This window comes from Pseudomonas sp. UYEF17, from assembly GCF_040546125.1.
Taxonomy (GTDB): domain Bacteria; phylum Pseudomonadota; class Gammaproteobacteria; order Pseudomonadales; family Pseudomonadaceae; genus Aquipseudomonas; species Aquipseudomonas putida_Z.
Window position 1 is genome coordinate 93,298 of sequence record NZ_JBEPNE010000018.1, and the last position, 20,513, is coordinate 113,810.

At 63.0% G+C, this 20,513-nt stretch carries 19 protein-coding genes and 1 tRNA gene; 17 read left to right on the top strand and 3 right to left on the bottom strand.

Annotated elements, in window-relative coordinates; translation table 11 throughout:
* Positions 1-20 precede the first annotated feature (20 nt).
* From aspS to ABIB24_RS22215, 15 genes are all read left to right on the top strand, one after another.
* Complete coding sequence (aspS, locus tag ABIB24_RS22145; protein WP_025340263.1) at positions 21-1,796, top strand: aspartate--tRNA ligase; 1,776 nt, start codon at positions 21-23, stop codon at positions 1,794-1,796.
* Positions 1,797-1,910: 114 nt separating this feature from the next.
* Positions 1,911-2,657 (top strand): YebC/PmpR family DNA-binding transcriptional regulator, encoded by a 747-nt coding sequence (locus tag ABIB24_RS22150; protein WP_013973810.1) that lies wholly within the window; start codon positions 1,911-1,913, stop codon positions 2,655-2,657.
* 185 nt (positions 2,658-2,842) lie between these two features.
* Positions 2,843-3,367, top strand: coding sequence for a crossover junction endodeoxyribonuclease RuvC (gene ruvC, locus ABIB24_RS22155; protein WP_004375291.1), 525 nt, complete (start codon positions 2,843-2,845; stop codon positions 3,365-3,367).
* 109 nt (positions 3,368-3,476) lie between these two features.
* Positions 3,477-4,094 carry a Holliday junction branch migration protein RuvA gene (gene ruvA, locus ABIB24_RS22160; protein ID WP_015271473.1) on the top strand — a complete coding sequence of 206 codons (618 nt, stop codon included), beginning with the start codon at positions 3,477-3,479 and terminating at the stop codon, positions 4,092-4,094.
* On the top strand, positions 4,091-5,137 hold the full coding sequence (gene ruvB / locus ABIB24_RS22165; protein ID WP_004375289.1) for a Holliday junction branch migration DNA helicase RuvB: 1,047 nt from the start codon (positions 4,091-4,093) through the stop codon (positions 5,135-5,137). The genes ruvA and ruvB overlap by 4 nt, the downstream gene beginning before the upstream one ends.
* 125 nt (positions 5,138-5,262) lie before the next feature.
* On the top strand, positions 5,263-5,715 hold the full coding sequence (gene ybgC / locus ABIB24_RS22170) for a tol-pal system-associated acyl-CoA thioesterase (RefSeq protein ID WP_015271472.1): 453 nt from the start codon (positions 5,263-5,265) through the stop codon (positions 5,713-5,715).
* A gap of 2 nt (positions 5,716-5,717) precedes the next feature.
* A complete protein-coding gene (gene tolQ / locus ABIB24_RS22175; protein ID WP_015271471.1) occupies positions 5,718-6,413 on the top strand; it encodes a protein TolQ in 696 nt (231 codons plus the stop codon).
* A 14-nt stretch (positions 6,414-6,427) separates the two neighbouring features.
* Positions 6,428-6,880 carry a protein TolR gene (tolR, locus tag ABIB24_RS22180; RefSeq protein ID WP_003254760.1) on the top strand — a complete coding sequence of 151 codons (453 nt, stop codon included), beginning with the start codon at positions 6,428-6,430 and terminating at the stop codon, positions 6,878-6,880.
* On the top strand, positions 6,880-7,977 hold the full coding sequence (gene tolA, locus ABIB24_RS22185) for a cell envelope integrity protein TolA (protein WP_038408274.1): 1,098 nt from the start codon (positions 6,880-6,882) through the stop codon (positions 7,975-7,977). Before tolR ends, tolA begins: the two co-directional genes overlap by 1 nt.
* Positions 7,978-8,003: 26 nt before the next feature.
* Complete coding sequence (gene tolB, locus ABIB24_RS22190) at positions 8,004-9,275, top strand: Tol-Pal system beta propeller repeat protein TolB (RefSeq protein ID WP_038408273.1); 1,272 nt, start codon at positions 8,004-8,006, stop codon at positions 9,273-9,275.
* Positions 9,276-9,328: 53 nt separating this feature from the next.
* On the top strand, positions 9,329-9,829 hold the full coding sequence (gene pal / locus ABIB24_RS22195) for a peptidoglycan-associated lipoprotein Pal (protein ID WP_003254755.1): 501 nt from the start codon (positions 9,329-9,331) through the stop codon (positions 9,827-9,829).
* A gap of 6 nt (positions 9,830-9,835) precedes the next feature.
* A complete protein-coding gene (gene ybgF, locus ABIB24_RS22200; RefSeq protein WP_004375252.1) occupies positions 9,836-10,642 on the top strand; it encodes a tol-pal system protein YbgF in 807 nt (268 codons plus the stop codon).
* Between the two features lie 160 nt (positions 10,643-10,802).
* Positions 10,803-11,450 carry a 7-carboxy-7-deazaguanine synthase QueE gene (gene queE / locus ABIB24_RS22205; protein ID WP_015271468.1) on the top strand — a complete coding sequence of 216 codons (648 nt, stop codon included), beginning with the start codon at positions 10,803-10,805 and terminating at the stop codon, positions 11,448-11,450.
* A gap of 17 nt (positions 11,451-11,467) precedes the next feature.
* On the top strand, positions 11,468-12,142 hold the full coding sequence (queC, locus tag ABIB24_RS22210) for a 7-cyano-7-deazaguanine synthase QueC (RefSeq protein ID WP_013973801.1): 675 nt from the start codon (positions 11,468-11,470) through the stop codon (positions 12,140-12,142).
* A 60-nt stretch (positions 12,143-12,202) separates the two neighbouring features.
* Positions 12,203-12,278: transfer RNA gene (locus ABIB24_RS22215), tRNA-Lys, on the top strand.
* Between the two features lie 234 nt (positions 12,279-12,512).
* On the opposite strand, the gene ABIB24_RS22220 is transcribed toward ABIB24_RS22215, so the two are convergent.
* The 3 genes from ABIB24_RS22220 to ABIB24_RS22230 all read right to left on the bottom strand — a co-directional run bounded on the left by ABIB24_RS22220 (position 12,513) and on the right by ABIB24_RS22230 (position 17,102).
* Positions 12,513-13,472 carry a cation diffusion facilitator family transporter gene (locus tag ABIB24_RS22220; RefSeq protein ID WP_112254228.1) on the bottom strand — a complete coding sequence of 320 codons (960 nt, stop codon included), beginning with the start codon at positions 13,470-13,472 and terminating at the stop codon, positions 12,513-12,515.
* A gap of 147 nt (positions 13,473-13,619) precedes the next feature.
* Positions 13,620-15,683 (bottom strand): methyl-accepting chemotaxis protein McpU, encoded by a 2,064-nt coding sequence (gene mcpU / locus ABIB24_RS22225; RefSeq protein ID WP_354317248.1) that lies wholly within the window; start codon positions 15,681-15,683, stop codon positions 13,620-13,622.
* Between the two features lie 66 nt (positions 15,684-15,749).
* Entirely contained in the window at positions 15,750-17,102 is a 1,353-nt protein-coding gene (locus tag ABIB24_RS22230) for an APC family permease (protein WP_075046057.1), read from the bottom strand.
* 445 nt (positions 17,103-17,547) lie between these two features.
* Here ABIB24_RS22230 and ABIB24_RS22235 point away from each other — a divergent pair, with 445 nt between their 5' ends.
* On the top strand, positions 17,548-19,056 hold the full coding sequence (locus ABIB24_RS22235; protein WP_025340256.1) for a YdgA family protein: 1,509 nt from the start codon (positions 17,548-17,550) through the stop codon (positions 19,054-19,056).
* 296 nt (positions 19,057-19,352) lie between these two features.
* Positions 19,353-20,411 carry a quinolinate synthase NadA gene (nadA, locus tag ABIB24_RS22240; protein WP_003254747.1) on the top strand — a complete coding sequence of 353 codons (1,059 nt, stop codon included), beginning with the start codon at positions 19,353-19,355 and terminating at the stop codon, positions 20,409-20,411.
* The last annotated feature ends 102 nt before the right edge of the window (positions 20,412-20,513 follow it).

Here is a 20,513-nt window from a genome sequence, read left to right on the forward strand (position 1 = left end):
CGAGAAGCGAAACCACCATCATGATGCGCAGCCATTATTGCGGCCAACTGAACGAGAGCCTGGACGGCCAGGAAGTCACCCTTTGCGGCTGGGTCCATCGTCGCCGCGACCACGGCGGGGTGATCTTCCTCGACATCCGTGACCGCGAAGGCATGGCCCAGGTCGTGTTCGACCCGGATCGCGCCGAAACCTTCGCCGCTGCCGACCGCGTGCGCAGCGAATACGTCGTGCAGATCACCGGCAAGGTCCGCAAGCGCCCTGAAGGTGCGGTGAATGCCAACATGGCTTCCGGCGCCATCGAGATCCTCGGCTACCAGCTGAACGTGCTCAACGAAGCGGAAACCCCGCCGTTCCCGCTGAACGAATACTCCGACGTCGGCGAGGAAACCCGCCTGCGCTACCGCTTCATCGACCTGCGTCGCCCGGAAATGGCCGACAAGCTGCGTCTGCGTTCGCGCATCACCAGCAGCATCCGTCGCTTCCTCGACGAGAACGGCTTCCTCGACGTCGAGACGCCGATCCTGACCCGTGCCACCCCGGAAGGCGCCCGTGACTACCTGGTGCCTAGCCGTACCCACGCCGGTAGCTTCTTCGCCCTGCCGCAGTCGCCGCAGCTGTTCAAGCAGCTGTTGATGGTCGCCGGCTTCGACCGCTACTACCAGATCGCCAAGTGCTTCCGTGACGAAGACCTGCGTGCCGACCGCCAGCCGGAATTCACCCAGATCGACATCGAGACCAGCTTCCTCGATGAAAGCGAGATCATGGGCCTGACCGAAAGCATGATCCGCAAGCTGTTCAAGGAAGTGCTGGACCTGGAATTCGGCGAATTCCCGCACATGACCTTCGAAGAGGCCATGCGCCGCTACGGCTCCGACAAGCCGGACCTGCGTATTCCGCTGGAACTGGTCGACGTTGCCGACCAGCTCAAGGACGTCGACTTCAAGGTGTTCGCCGGCCCGGCCAACGATCCGAAGTGCCGCGTTACCGCCCTGCGCCTGCCAGGCGGCGCCAGCATGCCGCGCAGCAAGATCGACGAGTACACCAAGTTCGTCGGCATCTACGGTGCCAAGGGCCTGGCCTACATCAAGGTCAACGAGCGCGCCAAGGGCGTCGAAGGCCTGCAGTCGCCGATCGTCAAGAACATCCCCGAGGCCAACCTCAACACCATCCTCGACCGCGTTGGCGCCGTTGACGGCGACATCGTGTTCTTCGGTGCCGACAAGTTCAAGGTGGTCAGCGAAGCCCTGGGCGCGCTGCGTATCCGCCTGGGCCACGACTTCGAGCTGCTGACCTGCGAGTGGGCACCGATGTGGGTGGTCGACTTCCCGATGTTCGAAGAGAACGAAGACGGCAGCTTCACCGCGCTGCACCACCCGTTCACCGCGCCGAAGTGCACCCCGGAAGAGCTCGAGGCCAACCCGGCCGTGGCCCTGTCCCGTGCCTACGACATGGTCCTGAACGGTACCGAGCTGGGTGGTGGTTCGATCCGTATCCACCGTAAAGAGATGCAGCAGGCTGTGTTCCGCCTGCTGGGCATCGAGGCGGCAGAACAGGAAGAGAAGTTCGGCTTCCTGCTCGACGCCCTGAAGTTCGGTGCACCGCCTCACGGTGGTCTGGCCTTCGGTCTGGACCGCCTGGTCATGCTGATGACCGGCGCCCAGTCGATCCGTGAAGTGATCGCCTTCCCGAAAACCCAGAGCGCCGCGTGCGTCATGACCCAGGCCCCTGGCATGGTCGACGCCAAGGCCCTGCGCGAGCTGCACATCCGACTGCGCGAACAGACCAAGGTCGAGTAAGCAGTCCCCGGGCGCATCCACATGGATGCGCCTTTGCGTTTCGGCGCAGGCAATTTCCCGTCCCGCCCCGTACTGGGGCGGGGCTGTTTGTGATTCAAAGGATTCGGAGTCGTTATGGCTGGTCATTCCAAGTGGGCGAACATCAAGCACCGCAAAGAGCGCCAGGATGCCAAGAGAGGCAAGATCTTCACCAAGTGGATCCGCGAACTGACGGTCGCTGCCAAGCAGGGTGGTGCTGACCCGGCATCCAACCCGCGCCTGCGTTTGGCGCTGGACAAGGCCTTGGGCGCCAACATGAGCCGCGACATCATCGATCGTGCCGTGGCCCGTGGTGCCGGCACCAACGAAAGCGACAACGTCGAAGAGCTCAGCTACGAAGGTTACGGCCCGGGTGGCGTGGCGATCATGGTCGAGGCCATGACCGACAACCGCAACCGTACCGCCGCTGCCGTGCGTCATGCCTTCACCAAGTGTGGTGGCAACCTGGGCACCGACGGTTCGGTGGCCTACCTGTTCGAGCGCAAGGGGCAGATCAGCTTTGCCCCGGGCGTGGAAGAAGACGCGCTGATGGAAGCGGCGATGGAAGCCGATGCCGATGACGTGGTGGCCAACGACGACGGCTCGTTCGACGTGTTCACCTCGTTCAACAGCTTCTACGCCGTGCGCAATGCCCTGGAAGAGGCGGGCTTCAAGGCCGCTGACGCGGAAATCGTCATGCAGCCGACCACCAGCGCCGAACTCGACCAGGACGGTGCCGAGAAAGTACTCAAGCTGATCGACATGCTCGAAGACCTGGATGACGTGCAGAACGTCTACTCCAATGCCCAGATTTCCGATGAGATCATGGAAAACCTCGGCTAAGGTGTCCTGGCGATCCATGCCAGTTCTTCAAGTTTGTCAGCGCCTGTACCGGCCCTTTCGCGGGTAAACCCGCTCCCACAGGTACTGCACCACATTCAGAGTCGGTGCAGTACCTGTGGGAGCGGGTTTACCCGCGAAAGGGCCGGTACAGTTTGCAGAGATGCATCAATTTTTCGACAGGCACTATGACTCTGATTCTTGGTATCGACCCCGGCTCGCGCATCACCGGCTATGGCGTGGTACGCCAGACCGCCCGTGGTTGCGAGTACGTGGCGTCGGGCTGCATCCGCACCGGCAGCGGCGAGCTGCACGAGCGGTTGCAGATCGTTTTTCGTGGCGTGGGTGAAATCATCGCCCAGCACGGCCCGGTAACCATGGGCATCGAACGGGTGTTCATGGCTCGTAACGCCGACTCGGCGCTCAAGCTCGGCCAGGCCCGTGGCGCGGCCATCGTTGCCGCCGCCGAAGCCGGCCTGGAAATCGCCGAATACAGCGCCACCCAGGTCAAGCAGGCGGTAGCCGGTACCGGTGGGGCCAACAAGGAGCAGGTGATGATGATGGTCATGCACCTGCTGAAACTGACGCAAAAGCCGCAGATCGACGCCTCCGACGCCCTGGCCATCGCCCTGTGCCACGCCCATACCCGTTCCAGCCTGGTGCCGCATGGCCTGGCCACGGCACGGCGACGCGGCGGGCGCTTGCGTCTGTAGGCGCTTCATGCGCTGATACACATTTTGTTCGGGTGATGCGTTCACCCGCTGCATTTGCTGATAGGGTTGAGCGGTCTTTGACCGGCTCCCCGAGAGGAAGGATCGGAACGTGATTGGACGTTTGCGCGGCACCCTGGCGGAAAAACAGCCGCCGCACCTGATTATCGACGTCAACGGCGTAGGTTACGAACTGGAAGTTCCCATGACCACGCTGTACCGTCTGCCCAAGGTGGGCGAACCCGTAACCGTGCACACCCACCTGGTGGTGCGCGAGGATGCTCACCTGCTCTACGGTTTTGCCGAAAAGCGCGAGCGCGAACTGTTCCGCGAACTCATCCGCCTGAATGGCGTAGGGCCGAAGCTGGCCCTGGCGCTGATGTCCGGGCTGGAAGTGGACGAGCTGGTGCGCTGCGTGCAGGCTCAGGACACCTCGGCCCTGGTGCGCGTGCCCGGTGTTGGCAAGAAAACCGCCGAACGCCTGCTGGTCGAGCTCAAGGACCGCTTCAAGGCTTGGGAAACGTCCCCGGCCATGTTCACCCTGGTCTCCGACGGGCCGCTGCCGGTCGCCAGCGCATCCACGGCCGAAGCCGATGCCGTCAGCGCCCTGGTTTCGCTGGGCTACAAGCCGCAGGAAGCCAGCAAGGCGATCGCCGCGATCAAGGACAAGGCCGGCCTGAGCAGTGAGGAGCTGATCCGCCGCAGCCTGAAAGGGATGATTACCAAGTGATCGAAGCCGACCGCCTGATCGCCGCCAGTGGCCGCGACCGTGAAGAAGTCCAGGACCGTGCGATCCGCCCGCTGCGGCTGGACGAGTACATCGGCCAGCCGGTGGTGCGCGAGCAGATGGCGCTGTTCATCCAGGCCGCCCGTGGCCGCAGCGAGTCGCTCGACCATACGCTGATCTTCGGCCCGCCCGGCCTGGGCAAGACCACCCTGGCCAACATCATCGCCCAGGAAATGGGCGTGTCGGTCAAGAGTACCTCGGGGCCCATCCTCGAGCGCCCGGGCGACCTCGCGGCCATGCTGACCAACCTCGAACCGCACGATGTGCTGTTCATCGACGAGATCCACCGGTTGTCACCGGTCGTCGAAGAGGTGCTGTACCCGGCGATGGAGGACTTCCAGCTCGACATCATGATCGGCGAAGGGCCTGCGGCCCGCTCGATCAAGCTCGACCTGCCGCCGTTCACCCTGGTCGGTGCCACCACCCGTGCCGGCATGCTCACCAACCCGCTGCGCGACCGTTTCGGTATCGTCCAGCGCCTGGAGTTCTACAGCGACAAGGACCTGGCCACCATCGTCAGCCGTTCCGCCGGCATCCTCGGCCTGGCCATCGAAGACCAGGGTGCCTACGAGATCGCCCGTCGCGCCCGTGGCACGCCACGTATCGCCAACCGCCTGCTGCGCCGCGTGCGCGACTACGCCGAAGTGCGCGGCAAGGGCCAGATCACCAAGGCCGTGGCCGACATGGCGCTCAACCTGCTGGACGTCGACGAGCGCGGTTTCGACCACTCCGACCGCCGCCTGCTGCTGACCATGATCGAGAAGTTCGACGGTGGCCCGGTCGGCGTGGACAACCTGGCCGCGGCCATCAGTGAAGAGCGCCACACCATCGAGGATGTGCTCGAGCCGTACCTGATCCAGCAAGGCTACATCATGCGCACGCCGCGCGGCCGCGTGGTCACCCGGCATGCCTACCTGCACTTTGGCTTGAACGTGCCCGGGCGCCTGGGGGAGGGTGGGGATTTTTCCGAAACGGGCGATGAGTGACAGATCGAAAACGGCTTTTCGTGGTCCTACCGCTGGCATGCCGAGGGTGCGCTGGCAATAAGACATTAATGAAGAAAAAACAGTTGCCACAGCGGATTGGCAAGCTGAGGAGTAAGCACTAGAGTATGCGCGCGCAAAATGGCCTGGAACCGTTCGCACACCGTTGTCGCGTCTATTACGAAGATACCGATGCCGGTGGCGTGGTGTATTACGTCAATTACCTGAAATTCATGGAGCGCGCGCGTACCGAGCGGCTGCGGCACCTGGGCTTTTCCCAGGCGCAGCTGGCCGAAGACAACCTGCTGTTCGTGGTCCACTCCAGCGAAGCGCGCTATCACGCGCCGGCGCGGCTGGACGACGAGCTGCGGGTCACCGCGCAAGTACTTGAACTCAATCGCGCCAGCCTGCGCTTCGTGCAGCAGGTCTGGCGGGAAAAGGATGAAACGCTGCTCTGCGAAGGGCAGTTCCTGGTGGCCGCCGTGCGCGCCGACACTTTCAAACCCCGAGCCATACCCCCGGAGCTGCGTGACGCCTTTGCGGCGGACGGCTCGGGTACTCAATCGAATGCAGGAGAATAAGCGTGGAAGCTAACGTCGTCGACCATACCTCCATGTGGAGTCTGGTCAGCAATGCCAGTGTGCTGGTACAGCTGGTAATGCTGACCCTGGTGGCCGCCTCGGTCACCTCATGGGTCATGATCTTCCAGCGCAGCACCATGCTGCGCGCCGGTCGTCGTGCGCTGGATGCCTTCGAGGAGCGCTTCTGGTCGGGCATCGACCTGTCCAAGCTGTACCGTCAGGCAGGCAGCAACCCAGACCCGGATTCCGGTGTCGAGCAGGTCTTCCGTGCCGGCTTCAAGGAATTCTCGCGCCTGCGCCAGCAGCCGGGCGTTGACCCGGACGCGGTCATGGAGGGTGTTGCCCGTGCCATGCGCGTAGCCATCTCGCGCGAGGAAGAAAAACTCGAGCAGAGCCTGCCGTTCCTGGCCACCGTCGGTTCGACCAGCCCGTACATCGGCCTGTTCGGTACCGTATGGGGCATCATGAACTCCTTCCGCGGCCTGGCCAGCGCCCAGCAGGCCACCCTGGCCACGGTTGCCCCGGGTATCGCCGAAGCGCTGATCGCCACCGCCATCGGCTTGTTCGCGGCAATCCCGGCGGTTATCGCCTACAACCGCTTCTCGGCCCGCAGCGAAGTGCTGATCGGCCGTTACTACACCTTCGCCGACGAGTTCCAGGCGATCCTGCACCGCAAAGTGCACACCAGCGAAGAGTAATCAGGTAGAAGCCCATGGCCCGAGTTCGCCACAAACGCAAGCCCGTCGCCGAGATGAACGTGGTGCCCTACATCGACGTGATGCTGGTACTGCTGGTCATCTTCATGGTGACGGCGCCCATGCTCAACCAGGGCGTGAAGGTAGACCTGCCCAAGGTTTCCAGTGAAGCCTTGCCGCAGGACAACAACGTCCAGATCCTCACCATCTCCATCAAGGCCGACAAGACCTACTACTGGAACCTCGGCAGCGAAGTCGATACCGACAAGCAGATGGACAAGGCCATGACCTTGCCTGCCATGACCGACGCGGTGACCAAGATCATTGCCGCCGGCCGTGACCAGGGCAAGCAGACCCAGGTGTTCATTCGTGGCGACAAGGCTGTCGACTATGGCGCGGTCATGGGTGCCATGGGCGGGTTGCAGAAGGCCGGTGTCGGTAACGTTGGCCTGATTACCGAGGCGCCCTGATGCAACAGCGAGAGCCATCCGCCTCGGAAAGCTACTTCTGGCCCAGTATCTGGGCCATCGGCCTGCATGTGCTGGTGTTCGCCCTGCTGTTCGTCAGTTTTGCCATGACGCCTGAGCTGCCGCCATCCAAGCCGATCGTCCAGGCTACCCTGTACCAGCTCAAGTCCAAGAGCCAGGCAACCACCCAGACCAATCAGAAGATTGCCGGGGAAGCGAAGAAAACCGCTTCGCGCCAGACCGAGGTCGAGCAGCTGGAACAGAAGAAGGTCGAGCAGGAGGCCGTGAAGGCCGCGGAACAAAAGAAAGCCGACGCCGCTCAAAAGGCCGAAGAGGCTCGCGAGGCCGCCGAAGCCAAGAAAGCCGAGGCAGCTGCCGAAGCCGCCGAGGCCAAGAAAGCCGCCGAAGCCAAGAAGGCCGAAGAGGCGAAGAAGGCTGCCGAGAAGCAGCAGGCCGACATCGCCAAGAAGAAGGCCGAGGAAGAAAAGAAAAAAGCCGAAGAAGAGGCCAAGAAAGAGGCCGCTGAAGAGGCGAAGAAACAAGCCGCCGAGGACGCCAAGAAAAAGGCGGCCGAAGAGGCCAAGAAGAAAGCAGCCGAGGACGCCAAGAAGAAAGCGGTAGCCGAGGAAGCGAAGAAGAAGGCAGCTGAAGAGGCCAAGAAAAAGGCCGCTGCAGATGCCCAGAAGAAAAAGGCACAGGAAGCGGCCCGCAAGGCGGCGGAAGACAAGAAAGCCCAGGCCCTGGCCGAGCTGTTGTCCGACACCACCGAACGGCAGCAGGCGCTGGCCGACGAGCAGGGTGACCAGGTGGCCGGCGACTTCGACGACCTGATCCGCATGCGCGCGGCCGAGGGCTGGGCACGTCCGCCTTCCGCGCGCAAGGGCATGACGGTGGTCCTGCAGATCAACATGTTGCCGGACGGTACCATCACCAGCGTCAGCGTGGCCCGGTCCAGTGGTGACGGCCCGTACGACAGCTCGGCGGTGGCAGCAGTGAAGAACATCGGTCGTCTGACCGAGATGCAGGGTATGAAGCCGAGCGATTTCAACCAATATCGTTCGTTCAAGATGACATTTACACCTGAGGATCTAGCGTTGTGATTAAACGTCTGAGAGGACTGCTGGTCATGCTGTGCTGCGTGGCAGGCATGGCCGTGGCAGAGGAAAAGAACATCCTGGTCACCAGCGGCAGCGACCGGGCCACGCCCATCGCGGTAGTGCCGTTCGGTCTGCAGGGCGGCAGCGTGCTGCCGGAAGACATGGCCGACATCATCGGCAACGACCTGCGCAACTCCGGCTACTACTCGCCGATTCCGCGGCAGAACATGATCAGCCAGCCGTCGCAGGCCAGCGAAGTGATCTTCCGTGACTGGAAAGCGCTGGGCGCGCAGTACGTGATGGTCGGCAGCATCGTGCCGTCGGGCGGTCGCCTGCAGGTGCAGTACGCGCTGTTCAACGTCGCCACCGAGCAGCAGGTGCTGACCGGTAGCGTGGCGGGCAGCGTCGACCAGCTGCGCGACATGGCGCACTACATTGCCGACCAGTCGTTCGAGAAGCTCACCGGCATCAAGGGTGCGTTCTCCACCCGCATGCTGTACGTGACGGCCGAGCGCTTCTCCACCAACAACACCCGCTATACCCTGCAGCGTTCGGACTACGACGGTGCGCGTGCGGTTACCCTGCTGCAATCGCGTGAACCGATCCTGTCGCCACGCTTTGCTCCGGATGGCAAGCGCATCGCCTATGTTTCGTTCGAGCAGAAGCGCCCGCGCATCTTCGTCCAGCACATCGATACCGGTCGCCGCGAGCAGGTCACCAACTTCGAAGGCCTGAATGGTGCGCCAGCCTGGTCGCCGGATGGCACGCGCCTGGCGTTCGTGCTGTCGAAGGACGGCAACCCGGACATCTACGTGATGAACGTGGCTTCGCGCCAGATCAGCCGTGTCACCGCCGGCCCGGGCATCAACACCGAGCCGTTCTGGGGCAAGGATGGCAACACCCTGTACTTCACCTCCGACCGTGGCGGCAAGCCGCAGATCTACAAGCAGTCGGTCGGTGGCGGTGGTGCCGAGCGTGTAACTTTCGTGGGTAACTACAACGCCAACCCGAAACTGTCGGCGGACGAAAAGACCCTGGTGATGATCCATCGCCAGCAGGGCTTCACCAACTTCAAAGTTGCGGCCCAGGATTTGCAACGCGGAAGTGTAAAGATTCTCTCGGAAACGAGTCTTGATGAGTCTCCCACTGTTGCGCCAAACGGCACCATGCTAATCTACGCCACCCGCCAGCAGGGCCGGGGAGTCTTGATGCTCGTGTCGCTTAATGGCCGCGTGAGGCTCCCACTTCCTACCGCTCAAGGCGAAGTCAGAGAACCGTCCTGGTCCCCTTACCTGAACTGATTGCGGCGTAATACTTTTGCTTAACACACTGGGGTTTCATTAGGAGTTTCACGATGGAAATGCTGAAGTTTGGTAAATTTGCTGCGCTGGCTCTGGCCATGGCCGTAGCTGTAGGTTGCTCCTCGAAGGGCGGTGACAACGCAGGCGAAGGCGCTGCTGTAGATCCGAACGCTGGCTACGGTGCCAACACTGGCGCTGTTGACGGCTCCCTGAGCGAAGAAGCTGCCCTGCGCGCAATCACCACCTTCTACTTCGAATACGACAGCTCGGACCTGAAGCCAGAAGCCATGCGCGCTCTGGACGTTCACGCCAAGGACCTGAAAGCCAACGGCAACCGCGTTGTCCTGGAAGGCAACACCGACGAGCGCGGCACCCGCGAGTACAACATGGCTCTGGGTGAGCGTCGTGCCAAGGCCGTTCAGCGCTACCTGGTTCTGCAGGGCGTTTCCCCTGCTCAGCTGGAACTGGTCTCCTACGGTGAAGAGCGTCCGGTTGCCACTGGCAACGACGAGCAGTCCTGGGCTCAGAACCGTCGCGTAGAACTGCGTAAGTAAGTTCTTATGCGTATGTGCCGCCGTGTAGTAACCGTCCTCGCACTCAGCCTGCCGCTCGCGGCCTGGGCTGAGGTCCCTGTAGTTGATGACAACGCAGGCAGCTATCCGCCTGCGGGTTATGGCACGAGCGGCGCCTATGCCGGGTCAGGGGCTTCGGCCCCTGCCTCTGCACAGGGCCAGCTGTTCATGCAGCTGCAACAGATGCAGGATCAGCTTTCCCGCCAGCAAGGCATCATCGAAGAGCTGCAGAACGATGTGTCGCGCATGAAGCAGGAAAACCTGGAGCGTTACCAGGACCTGGACCGTCGCATCAACAGTGGCGCCGCGCCTGCCGCGACCCCTGACAATTCCTCCGGTGGTGGTGCATCCAATGCCGCCCCCGATGCAGCAGCAGGTGCTGCTGCTCAACAACCGGCCGCCAGTAGCGAGCCCGGTGATCCGGCGAAAGAAAAGCTCTACTACGATGCCGCTTTCGACCTGATCAAGCAGAAAGACTTCGACAAGGCCAGCCAGGCGTTCAACGCCTTCCTGCGCAAGTACCCCAACAGCCAGTACGCCGGCAATGCCCAGTACTGGCTGGGTGAAGTGAACCTGGCCAAGGGCGACCTGCCGGCTGCCAGCCAGGCCTTCGCCCAAGTCAGCCAGAAGTATCCGAAGCACAGCAAGGTGCCGGATTCGCTGTACAAGCTGGCCGACGTCGAGCGCCGCATGGGCCACACCGACAAGGTCAAGGGTATCCTGCAGCAGGTCATCACCCAGTACCCCGGCACCTCGGCCGCGCAACTGGCCCAGCGTGACCTGCAGAAGCTCTAAGCAGTACCGCTTGAAAGAAACCCGCGCTTGTCGCGGGTTTTTTCGTTAGAATCACTGCCCTTTTTTCGTAAACACGCTGCTGCGGATAACGCTATGTCGAGTCCGCGACAGTGCCTGACGGAGGCGGGCAGCCTGTTCAGCTGTCACGCCCGTGGCGAGCATGCAAGACACATTACGCATCACCGAAGTCTTTTACTCCTTGCAGGGTGAAACGCGAACGGCTGGGTTGCCCACGGTATTCGTGCGCCTCACCGGTTGCCCCCTGCGCTGCCAGTACTGTGACAGTGCCTATGCCTTCAGTGGCGGTACCGTACGCACCCTCGATTCGATCCTTGAGCAGGTCGCCGGCTTCAAGCCGCGCTACGTCTGCGTCACCGGTGGCGAGCCATTGGCCCAGCCCAACGCCTTGCCGCTGTTGCAGCGCCTGTGTGACGCCGGTTACGAGGTGTCGCTGGAAACCAGCGGCGCGCTGGATATTGCCGGCACCGACACCCGCGTCAGCCGCGTGGTCGACCTGAAGACCCCTGGCTCCGAAGAGTCGCACCGTAACCGCTACGAGAACATCGAGCAGCTGACCCGCAACGACCAGGTCAAGTTCGTCATCTGTTCCCGCGAGGACTACGACTGGGCGGTCTCCAAGCTGATCCAGTACAACCTGGCCGAGCGTGCCGGCGAAGTGCTGTTCTCGCCCAGCCACCACCAGGTGAACGCCAGCGAGCTGGCGGACTGGATCGTTGCCGACAACCTGCCCGTACGCTTCCAGCTGCAGCTGCACAAGCTGCTGTGGAACGACGAACCCGGACGTTGATTGAGGAGCAAGCACACATGACCGACAAACGCGCAGTAATCCTGCTGTCCGGCGGCCTGGACTCGGCCACCGTGGTTGCCATGGCCAAGGCCGAAGGCTACAGCTGCTACACCATGAGTTTCGACTACGGCCAGCGCCACCGCGCCGAACTGAACGCCGCCGCCCGCGTTGCCCGCGACCTGGGCGTGGTCGAGCACAAGGTTATTGGCCTGAACCTGGATGGCATCGGCGGCTCGGCATTGACCGACAGCAGCATCGACGTGCCGGAAACCCCGGGTGAAGGCATCCCGGTCACCTATGTGCCAGCGCGCAACACCGTGTTCCTGTCCCTGGCCCTGGGCTGGGCAGAGGTGCTGGAAGCCCGTGACATCTTCATTGGTGTGAATGCCGTGGATTACTCCGGCTACCCCGATTGCCGCCCTGAGTTCGTCGAAGCCTTCGAGCGCATGGCCAACCTGGCGACCAAGGCTGGCGTCGAAGGGCAGGGCTTCCGCATCCAGGCGCCGCTGCAGAACATGAGCAAGGCGCAGATCGTGCAGGCCGGTATGGCTCGCGGCGTGGATTACAGCCTGACCGTTTCCTGCTACCAGGCCGACGATGACGGCCGTGCCTGCGGCAAATGCGACAGCTGCCGCCTGCGTGCCGACGGCTTCAAGGCCGCCGGAGTCGAAGATCCGACGCGGTATTTTTGAAAAAAGTTTGATGGGGTGTTGATTTCCCGTTAGAAATCAGTATTATACGCGCCATCCAACGGGTCGTTAGCTCAGTTGGTAGAGCAGTTGGCTTTTAACCAATTGGTCGTAGGTTCGAATCCTACACGACCCACCATATGCAGTACGTCAAAGCCCGCTACCGGCAACGGTGGCGGGCTTTTTCGTTTTCCGTTGGCCGAGTTTTATTGCTCGGTTTGCGCGATCGCCTGTAGGAGCGGCCTTGCGTCGCGATCGGGCTGCGCAGCAGCCCCAGGGTTTCAGCAAAAATGCACAAATTGCTGGGGCTGCTGCGCAGCCCGATCGCGACGCAAGGCCGCTCCTACAGGGGGCTGCGCAGACTCCAGATGGCTTACTCAGCCCACTCCGGATCCCCGGTAAACACCACCGTCAGCCAACGGTCCGGCCCTTCACCACCCACGGCATCACCGATCTCGTTACGCCACGCATCCCATTCATCGATGGTTTTCGCGGCCATGGCCTTCGGCACGATGAAATACAGTTCGATCTCCCGCGAGCGCCCGACCTTGGCCACATAGGCGCGGTACGACTGCAACCCATGGCGTGCGACGAAGGCCTTGGCGACTTCATCCACGTGCAGCTTGAGGTCGCCAGGGGTCACCAGGAAAATTTCCGAAAGGGCCTGGCGCACCACCGACATCGGCAACGGCACGATCACCAGGCAGACCAGCGCCAGCACCGCCGGGTCGATATACGGCGACACCCACTCCAGCGATGTGCCCTGCACCGCATAGCCAAAGCAGAAGGCGATCAGCAGCGCGGCGGTGATGCTGGCCGACATCACCCAGCCCTTGACGTCCATGCGCACGAAATCCGAGCCCAGCTTGCGGTTGGCGCGGGCCTCGACAATGGCGATGGTCACGCAGGCGATCACGGTCAGCACCGCGTAGACCATGGCGATGCCGAACTCCAGGTGACGCCCGCCTTGCAGCAGGCTGCTGACGGCGTTGATCAGCGCATAGATGGCTACGCCGCTGAGCAGGATGCCGTTGAGTGCCAGCACCATCGGCTCCAGATGCCAGAAGCCCATGGTGAAGCGCTCGCGCAACTTGCGTGACATCTGCACGCTGGTGGTGTGCGCGGTAATCAGCCTGACCACCACCAGCGACAGCCCGCTCATGCTGGCATCGACCAGCGAATAGACGCCGTCGAACACGATGGAGAACGAGCCGGAGGCCAGGCCGAAGGCGATGCCGATGACGGCGATGAACAGGGTGACGGCGATCGAGGTGCGTAACAGGCCCTGTTCGCTGGTGATGTCGAAGAAGGAAGATCTGGTTGGGGTTTGCATGATTGTGCTCGGTAAATAGCCCTGCTGCTATGTTGTATGTGCTGGCCTCTTCGCGGGTAAACCCGCTCCCACAGGGTTATGCTCTGACCTTGAAGGCAGCGCCGGACCTTGTGGGAGCGGGTTCACCCGCGAAGAGGCCCTGACAGGTTAGACGCGGAACTGCTCCATCAGCGCCTGCTGCTGGTTGGCCAGCCGGTTCAGGGCCTGGCTGATCCGCGCTGACTCATCGGCCTGGCCTGCCAGCGATTCGGTCACATCGCGAATGCCAGCCACATTACGGTTCACCTCTTCGGCTACGGCGCTCTGCTCTTCAGCCGCCGAGGCAATCTGCAGGTTCATGTCGCTGATCACCGCCACTGCCTCACCAATACGTTGTAGCGCCGGCAGCGCCTGTTCCATCCGCGCGGCGCTGTCCTGGGCCTGGCGCTGGCCTTCGTGCATGGCGCCCACCACATCCTGGGTGCCTTGCTGCAAGCCTTCGATGACCTGGCGAATTTCCTCCACCGACACCTGGGTGCGCTGGGCCAGGCCACGCACTTCATCGGCCACCACGGCAAAACCACGCCCGGCTTCGCCTGCGCGGGCGGCTTCGATGGCGGCGTTGAGTGCCAGCAGGTTGGTTTGCTCGGCAATGGTGCGGATCACTTCCAGCACCGAACCGATCTGCCCGCTGCGGCCTTCCAGCGCGCGTGCCTCGCCCATGGCGGTGTTCATGCCGGCGGCCAGGCGGTCGATGCCCTGGCGGGTGCTGTCGATCAGTTGCAGGCCCTCGCGGCTGGCTTGGTCGGCAGCGCGCGCGGCCTGGGCCGCCTGCGAAGCGTTATGGGCGACATCCAGGGCGGTGGCGCTCATTTCATTGGCGGCGGTGGCCACCTGTTCGATTTCGCGGTGCTGTTGCTGCATGCCGTTGCTGGTCTGGCTGGCGATGGCTGCCGACTGGTCGGCGGTGCCGCGGGCTTCCTGCAGTGAGCCTTTGACCTGGGCTATGACCGGCTGCAGTTTGTCGAGAAAGCGGTTGAACCAACCGGTGAGCTGGCCCAGTTCGTCCTGGCGGGCGTAGTCCAGGCGGCGGGTAAGGTCGCCTTCGCCGCTGGCGATGTCTTCCAGGCGCGCGGCCACGGCCAGGATTGGCCGGGTCACCCCGCGTGCGGTCAGCCACACCAGCAGCAAACCGACTACCGCAGCGCCCAGGCCAACCAGCAGGCTGGTGAGGTTGGCGCTGTGGTTGTGCGCATCCAGGCGCTGGTTGAGGGCGACGGCAGGCGCCTGCAGCACGCTTTCCGGCAGTTCCAGCAATACCTGCCAAGGGGTGGCATCAGGGATTGGCGTGAACGGGTGGGCAACACGCAGCAGGCCGTCGGCTACCGCCTTGTCCATGGGCTCGCCGAGCTTGCTGTCGTCGCGGCTGTTGCCGGCCAGCAGGCCGGCCGCGCTGGCGATACTGACCTGGCCCTGGCCGTCGAACAGCTCCCGGCGGCCGTCCAGGCTCAGCTGTTGCAGGTTGGCCAGGCCGATGTCCAGGCCAACCACGCCGACCACCTTGCCGTGCTCCAGCAGCGGCAGGGCGATGCTGGTCATCAGCACCTGGCGGCCATTCACTTCGTCGAGGTATGGCTCGAGCATGCAGGTTCTGGCAGTGTCCTGCGGGCAGGTCAGCCAGCGGTTCTTCGCCACGCCGTTGCTGCCGATGCTGGCGTCACCGAGCATCGATTCCGGCATGGCTTCAAGCTCCAGGGTGCCGGGGCGGGGTTGTGACCAGTACAGCGAGAAGCGCCCGCTCTCATTGCTGCCCATTGCATCCTGGCCGAGGTACTGGCTGTCCGGGTCCAGGGCGTTGGGTTGGAACACCAGGTACAGGCCGATCACATCCGGGTTGCCGGCCAGGCTGGCGCGGGCCTGGCGCGTCAGTTCGGCGCGCAGGTCGTTGCCGCCACGGGCCTTGAGCACCTGCACCAGGCGGGCAAAGCCATTGCCGTACTGGTAGGCGTCCATGAAATAGCGCTGGATGCGCAGGGCCTGGGTTTCGGCATGGGCCTGCAGGCGCAGGCGTGCGCTGCTGTCGAGCATTTCGGTGTTGGCCTGGTTGACCAATGCCGCGCTGCGCCGCGCCTGGGCCAGCGATGTGGTTACCAGCAGGGCGACAATGGCCAGCAGGCACAGGCCGGCGAGCAGGGTGATCTTCCACTGGATGGAGAGGCGACGCAGCGGCATGAGGGCTTTCCTTTTCGATCAAATGCAACGCCCGCGATCAGGCGCGGGCGTTGTCGGCAGCATGGGTCATTCAGCGATGTAGTTGGGCGGGGAGTCCCTGAAGGCTTTGGTCAGCCAGGCCAGGTACAGCAGGCCGAGCAGTGCCCAGACGCCACCGAACAGCAGCGAGTGTGCGTTCAGGTCCAGCCACAGCGAGACGATGATGCAGAAGCCGATGGTGGGTGCCACCAGGTATGTCAGCTGGTTGGCCAGGCCCTGGCGCTTGCCTTCGCGCAGGTAGCAGTGGTTGATCACCGACAGGTTGACGAAGCTGAACGCGACCAGCGCACCGAAGTTGATGATCGAGGTGGCGGTGACCAGGTCGAAGAAGATCGCCGACAGCGAAATCAGCCCCACCACCGCGATGTTCAGCACCGGCGTCTTGTAGCGTGAGTGCAGGCGGGCGAACAGGCTGGCCGGGATCACGTTGTCGCGGCCCATCACGTACAGCAGGCGCGACACGCTGGTCTGCGAGGCCAGGCCCGAGGCGATGGTGTTGATCACGGTGCAGGCGATGAAGATCGATTGGAACAACTTGCCGCCGACGTACAGGGCGATTTCCGGCAGTGCCGCTTCCTGGTCGTGGAAGCGGGACATGGTCGGGAAGTAGGCCTGGATGAAGTACGACACGGTGATGAACACCAGGCCGCCAATCAGGGCGGTGAGGAAGATCGCGCGAGGGATGGTCTTGCCCGGGTCGCGGGTTTCTTCGGACAGGCAGGTGACCGCGTCGAAGCCGAGGAACGAGAAGCACAGGATGGTCGCACCGGCGGCCAGGGCGCTGAGCTGGGTCTGGTCGTCGGCGAACGGCAGCAGGCTCCAGGCGGTACCCAGCCCTTCACCCTGGTCCAGGCCGCGCACGCACAGGTAGATGAACACGGCGATGATCGCCACCTGCACGGCCACGAACAGCAGGTTGAAGTGCGCCACCAGGTTCACGCTGCGCATGTTGATCAGGCTGATCAGGGTGACGAAGCCAGCCACCCACATCCACTCCGGTACTTCCGGGAACATGGCCGAAAGGTACAGCTTGGCCAGCAAGGCGTTGACCATAGGCAGCAGCAGGTAGTCCAGCAACGACGACCAGCCGACCAGGAAGCCGACGTGTGGGTTGATCGCACGTTGGGTGTAGGTGTAGGCCGAGCCCGATTGCGGGAAGCGCCTCACCAGGGTGCCGTAGCTCACGGCGGTGAACAGGATCCCGGCCAGTGCCAGGATGTAGGCGCTGGGTACGTGGCCGGCAGTAATCCCGGAAACGATACCGAAGGTGTCGAACACGGTCATCGGGGTCAGGTAGGCCAGGCCGATGATGATCACGTGCCAGAGGCGCAGGGTTTTACGAAGTTGGCCGTTGCCGGAAGCGCTGTGGTCAGGCTGCATGCTGGCATGGCTCCTGCGGCTGGGCGTAAACGGCGGGCACGGTGTACTGCGCATGCGGCAAGGGCGAGCGGGTGGGCTCCATGTTGTTCACCTTTATTGTTGGAGCAGCGGGGGCGCGGGGGAGCGCGCAAAGTGGTGAAAATAAAAAACGATGGGTAGCTTAGTGTCAAGTTAAACATGACAAGATGTTGCTGGATTGAAATATTTATCGATTAAAGTGGGGTTTTGTTCGGTTTTTGCGCGTTTTTTTGCGGTTATGATCAATTCTGGTGTTCGCAAAAATTAACGAATGCCGGTTTCCCTTGGAAGGTCTGTCAGGCGTTTCCCAAAAACCGGATTTCTCGAGCCTGGCCAGCGCCAGGGCTGGGCTGCAGTGGTACTCTTGGCGTCCTGTGTGGCCCTTGGCCGCCTACGAAGCCCATATGGACAGCAATCGGTTCTATTCATGAAGAAATCAGTTGGCATCCTTTCTGGCCTGGCTATCGCCATCGCCGTCGCAACCACCGCTGGCGCCTGGTACACCGGCAAGCAGCTGCCTGCGGAGCTGGACAACGCACTGGTCCGCAGCAACGCGGAACTCAAGAAGGCCCTGGTGAGCACCGGTGGCAGCATGAGCATCGAACGCGTGTCGCTGGAGCAGCATTTCTTCAGCAGTACCGCCCAGTACCGGCTCAAGGCCCGCGATATCAACCTGGGCGAAGGCGAAGTGGTGAATTTCGACGTTGGCGTGACCGACCAGATCGAGCACGGCCCGTTCCCCTGGTCGCGGGTAAAGGCACTGAAGCTGATGCCGGTGCTGGCAGTCAGCAACAGCACGCTGCAGAAGGACGACGCCACCGCGCCGTGGTTCGCCGCAGCGGGCGAGCAGGCCCCGGTCAGCGCACAGACCAGCCTGGGCTACGACGGCAATGTGGTCAGCCAGGTGCAACTGGCACCGGTCAAGCTCGACGAAGCGGATGGCAACAGCCTCGATTTCTCGGGCATGCAACTGCAAGTCAGTGGTGACCAGGAAGGCAAGGCCTCGAGCTTCCACGGCCAGGCCGATCGGTTCGTGATGAAACTGGTACGCGATGACCAGCCGCCTGCCACCTTCGAGCTCAATGGCCTGAAGGTCGGCGGCCAACTGGCGGCCACCGCGCACCAGGCCATCTACGTGGGCAACGTCGACTTGGCGCTGGCCGAAACCAAGGTCACCCTGGGGCCCAAACAGCAGGTGCTGGTGGTCAAGGGGCTGGAGCAGAACGCCCTGCAAACCCTTGACGGCCCGGATACCGTGGGTGGCCGCGTGGAGTACAAGGTCGGGGATATCACCTGGGATGGCCGTGCGGTGGGCAAGGCGCAGATGGCGGTGAGCATCACGTCGGTCAACGCGCCGGCGCTACAGGCGCTGTCGACGTGGTACCAGGCGCACCTGCCGGAATTCGAGGCCGCGGCTGCCGCTGGCCAGCCGGTGCCGGAAATCCAGATGGACGATGAGGAGAAGGCCAGGTTCCAGGGCGAGCTGCAGAAACTGCTGGCTGCCAAGCCCCGGGTGGCGGTGGAAAACCTGTCGTTCAGGACCGCCAATGGCGAAAGCCGCTTTGACCTGTCGATGGGCTTCTCCGCCCCGGCCAGCTTCGACCTGCCGCCTGACCAGTTGAGCAAGCAACTGATCACCGAGGTGAAGAGCAAGCTGTCGTTGTCCAAGCCGATGATCGGTGACCTGGCAACCTTGCAGGCACTGCTGGATGGCCAGACCGACGCCCAGGCCATTGCCATGCAATCGAGCCAGGCCGGGGAAATGGTCGGCATGATGGCGCTGCAGAGTGGCATGGCCACCGTGCAGGGCAATGATGTGGTGAGCAGCCTGCACTATGCCGACGGCATGGTCGACTTCAACGGCAAGAAGATGACCGTGGAAGAGTTCGCCATGCTCATGGCGGCGCAGCTGGCGGCCCTGTCGCCGCAGGGCTGATCGTTTCTCCTGTTTGGGCCTCTTCGCGGGCGCGCCCGCTCCCACAGGTTACTCTTTGCCCCCGAGGGCAGCGCTGTACCTGTGGGAGCGGGCGTGCCCGCGAAGAGGCCAGCACAGGCAACACAAAAACCACTTTAGAAATCGCTGGATTGTCTGTAGCCTTCGGCCTCCGATAATAATCCGCGCCCGCAGAGGGCCGTGGCGGCCTTCGTGCCGTCCGGCACCCTTAGCCGATCTGTCAGGGCCGGGTGATACACTCGATTTGACGCGCGCACGCGCCTGCAGGTCCAGCGATCATGACCCAGATTTCCGAACGCCTGTTGGTTCAGGCCCACCTCGACGCCAAGCAGCCAAACCCGCTGACAGCCGAGCAGGAGGCCGAATACCGTGCGGCCATCGCTGCCGAGCTCAAGGCCCAGAACGCCGTGCTGGTCGCCCACTATTACTGCGACCCGGTCATCCAGGCGCTGGCCGAAGAAACCGGCGGCTGCGTGTCCGACTCGCTGGAAATGGCCCGCTTCGGCAAGAACCACCCGGCCGAAACCGTGATCGTTGCCGGTGTGCGCTTCATGGGCGAAACAGCGAAAATCCTCACCCCGGAAAAGCGCGTGCTGATGCCCACCCTGGAGGCCACCTGCTCGCTCGACCTGGGCTGCCCGGTAGAAGAGTTCTCGGCCTTCTGCGACCAGCACCCCGAGCGTACCGTGGTGGTCTACGCCAACACTTCCGCTGCCGTGAAGGCCCGCGCCGACTGGGTGGTGACCTCGAGCTGCGCCCTGGAAATCGTCGAAAGCCTGATGGACAACGGCGAAACCATCATCTGGGGCCCGGACCAGCACCTGGGGCGTTACATCCAGAAGCAAACCGGTGCCGACATGCTGTTGTGGGACGGTGCCTGCATTGTTCACGAAGAGTTCAAGTCGCGCCAGTTGGCCGACATGAAGGCGCTGTACCCGGATGCGGCGATTCTGGTGCACCCCGAGTCGCCGGAAGCGGTGATCGAGCTGGCCGATGCGGTGGGCTCCACCAGCCAGCTGATCAAGGCTGCCCAGACCCTGCCGAACAAGACCTTCATCGTCGCCACCGACCGCGGCATCTTCTACAAGATGCAGCAGCTGTGCCCGGACAAGGAGTTCGTCGAAGCCCCCACCGCCGGTAACGGCGCGGCATGCCGCAGCTGCGCGCACTGCCCGTGGATGGCGATGAACACCCTGGAGCGTGTGCTGGATTGCCTGCGTAATGGCACGAACGAGATCTTTGTCGACCCGGCGCTGGTGCCGAAGGCGATCAAGCCGCTGAACCGGATGCTGGACTTTACCCAGGCAGCGCGCCTGAAATTGTCCGGTAACGCCTGACGCCGGACCGCGTCGCTTTCTTCGCGGGTAAACCCGCTCCCACAGGTACAGCGCAGCGCTCACGGGCGGTGCGGTCCCTGTGGGAGCGGGTTTACCCGCGAA

What these genes read in the sequence shown, in the direction of transcription:
- aspS (WP_025340263.1), top strand. Translation starts at nt 21, where the DNA reads ATGATGCGCAGCCATTATTGCGGCCAACTGAACGAGAGCCTGGACGGC.
- ABIB24_RS22150 (WP_013973810.1), top strand. Translation starts at nt 1,911, where the DNA reads ATGGCTGGTCATTCCAAGTGGGCGAACATCAAGCACCGCAAAGAGCGC.
- ruvC (WP_004375291.1), top strand. Translation starts at nt 2,843, where the DNA reads ATGACTCTGATTCTTGGTATCGACCCCGGCTCGCGCATCACCGGCTAT.
- ybgC (WP_015271472.1), top strand. Translation starts at nt 5,263, where the DNA reads ATGCGCGCGCAAAATGGCCTGGAACCGTTCGCACACCGTTGTCGCGTC.
- tolR (WP_003254760.1), top strand. Translation starts at nt 6,428, where the DNA reads ATGGCCCGAGTTCGCCACAAACGCAAGCCCGTCGCCGAGATGAACGTG.
- tolA (WP_038408274.1), top strand. Translation starts at nt 6,880, where the DNA reads ATGCAACAGCGAGAGCCATCCGCCTCGGAAAGCTACTTCTGGCCCAGT.
- tolB (WP_038408273.1), top strand. Translation starts at nt 8,004, where the DNA reads ATGCTGTGCTGCGTGGCAGGCATGGCCGTGGCAGAGGAAAAGAACATC.
- pal (WP_003254755.1), top strand. Translation starts at nt 9,329, where the DNA reads ATGGAAATGCTGAAGTTTGGTAAATTTGCTGCGCTGGCTCTGGCCATG.
- ybgF (WP_004375252.1), top strand. Translation starts at nt 9,836, where the DNA reads ATGCGTATGTGCCGCCGTGTAGTAACCGTCCTCGCACTCAGCCTGCCG.
- queE (WP_015271468.1), top strand. Translation starts at nt 10,803, where the DNA reads ATGCAAGACACATTACGCATCACCGAAGTCTTTTACTCCTTGCAGGGT.
- queC (WP_013973801.1), top strand. Translation starts at nt 11,468, where the DNA reads ATGACCGACAAACGCGCAGTAATCCTGCTGTCCGGCGGCCTGGACTCG.
- ABIB24_RS22220 (WP_112254228.1), bottom strand. Translation starts at nt 13,472, where the DNA reads ATGCAAACCCCAACCAGATCTTCCTTCTTCGACATCACCAGCGAACAG.
- mcpU (WP_354317248.1), bottom strand. Translation starts at nt 15,683, where the DNA reads ATGCCGCTGCGTCGCCTCTCCATCCAGTGGAAGATCACCCTGCTCGCC.
- ABIB24_RS22230 (WP_075046057.1), bottom strand. Translation starts at nt 17,102, where the DNA reads ATGCAGCCTGACCACAGCGCTTCCGGCAACGGCCAACTTCGTAAAACC.
- ABIB24_RS22235 (WP_025340256.1), top strand. Translation starts at nt 17,548, where the DNA reads ATGAAGAAATCAGTTGGCATCCTTTCTGGCCTGGCTATCGCCATCGCC.
- nadA (WP_003254747.1), top strand. Translation starts at nt 19,353, where the DNA reads ATGACCCAGATTTCCGAACGCCTGTTGGTTCAGGCCCACCTCGACGCC.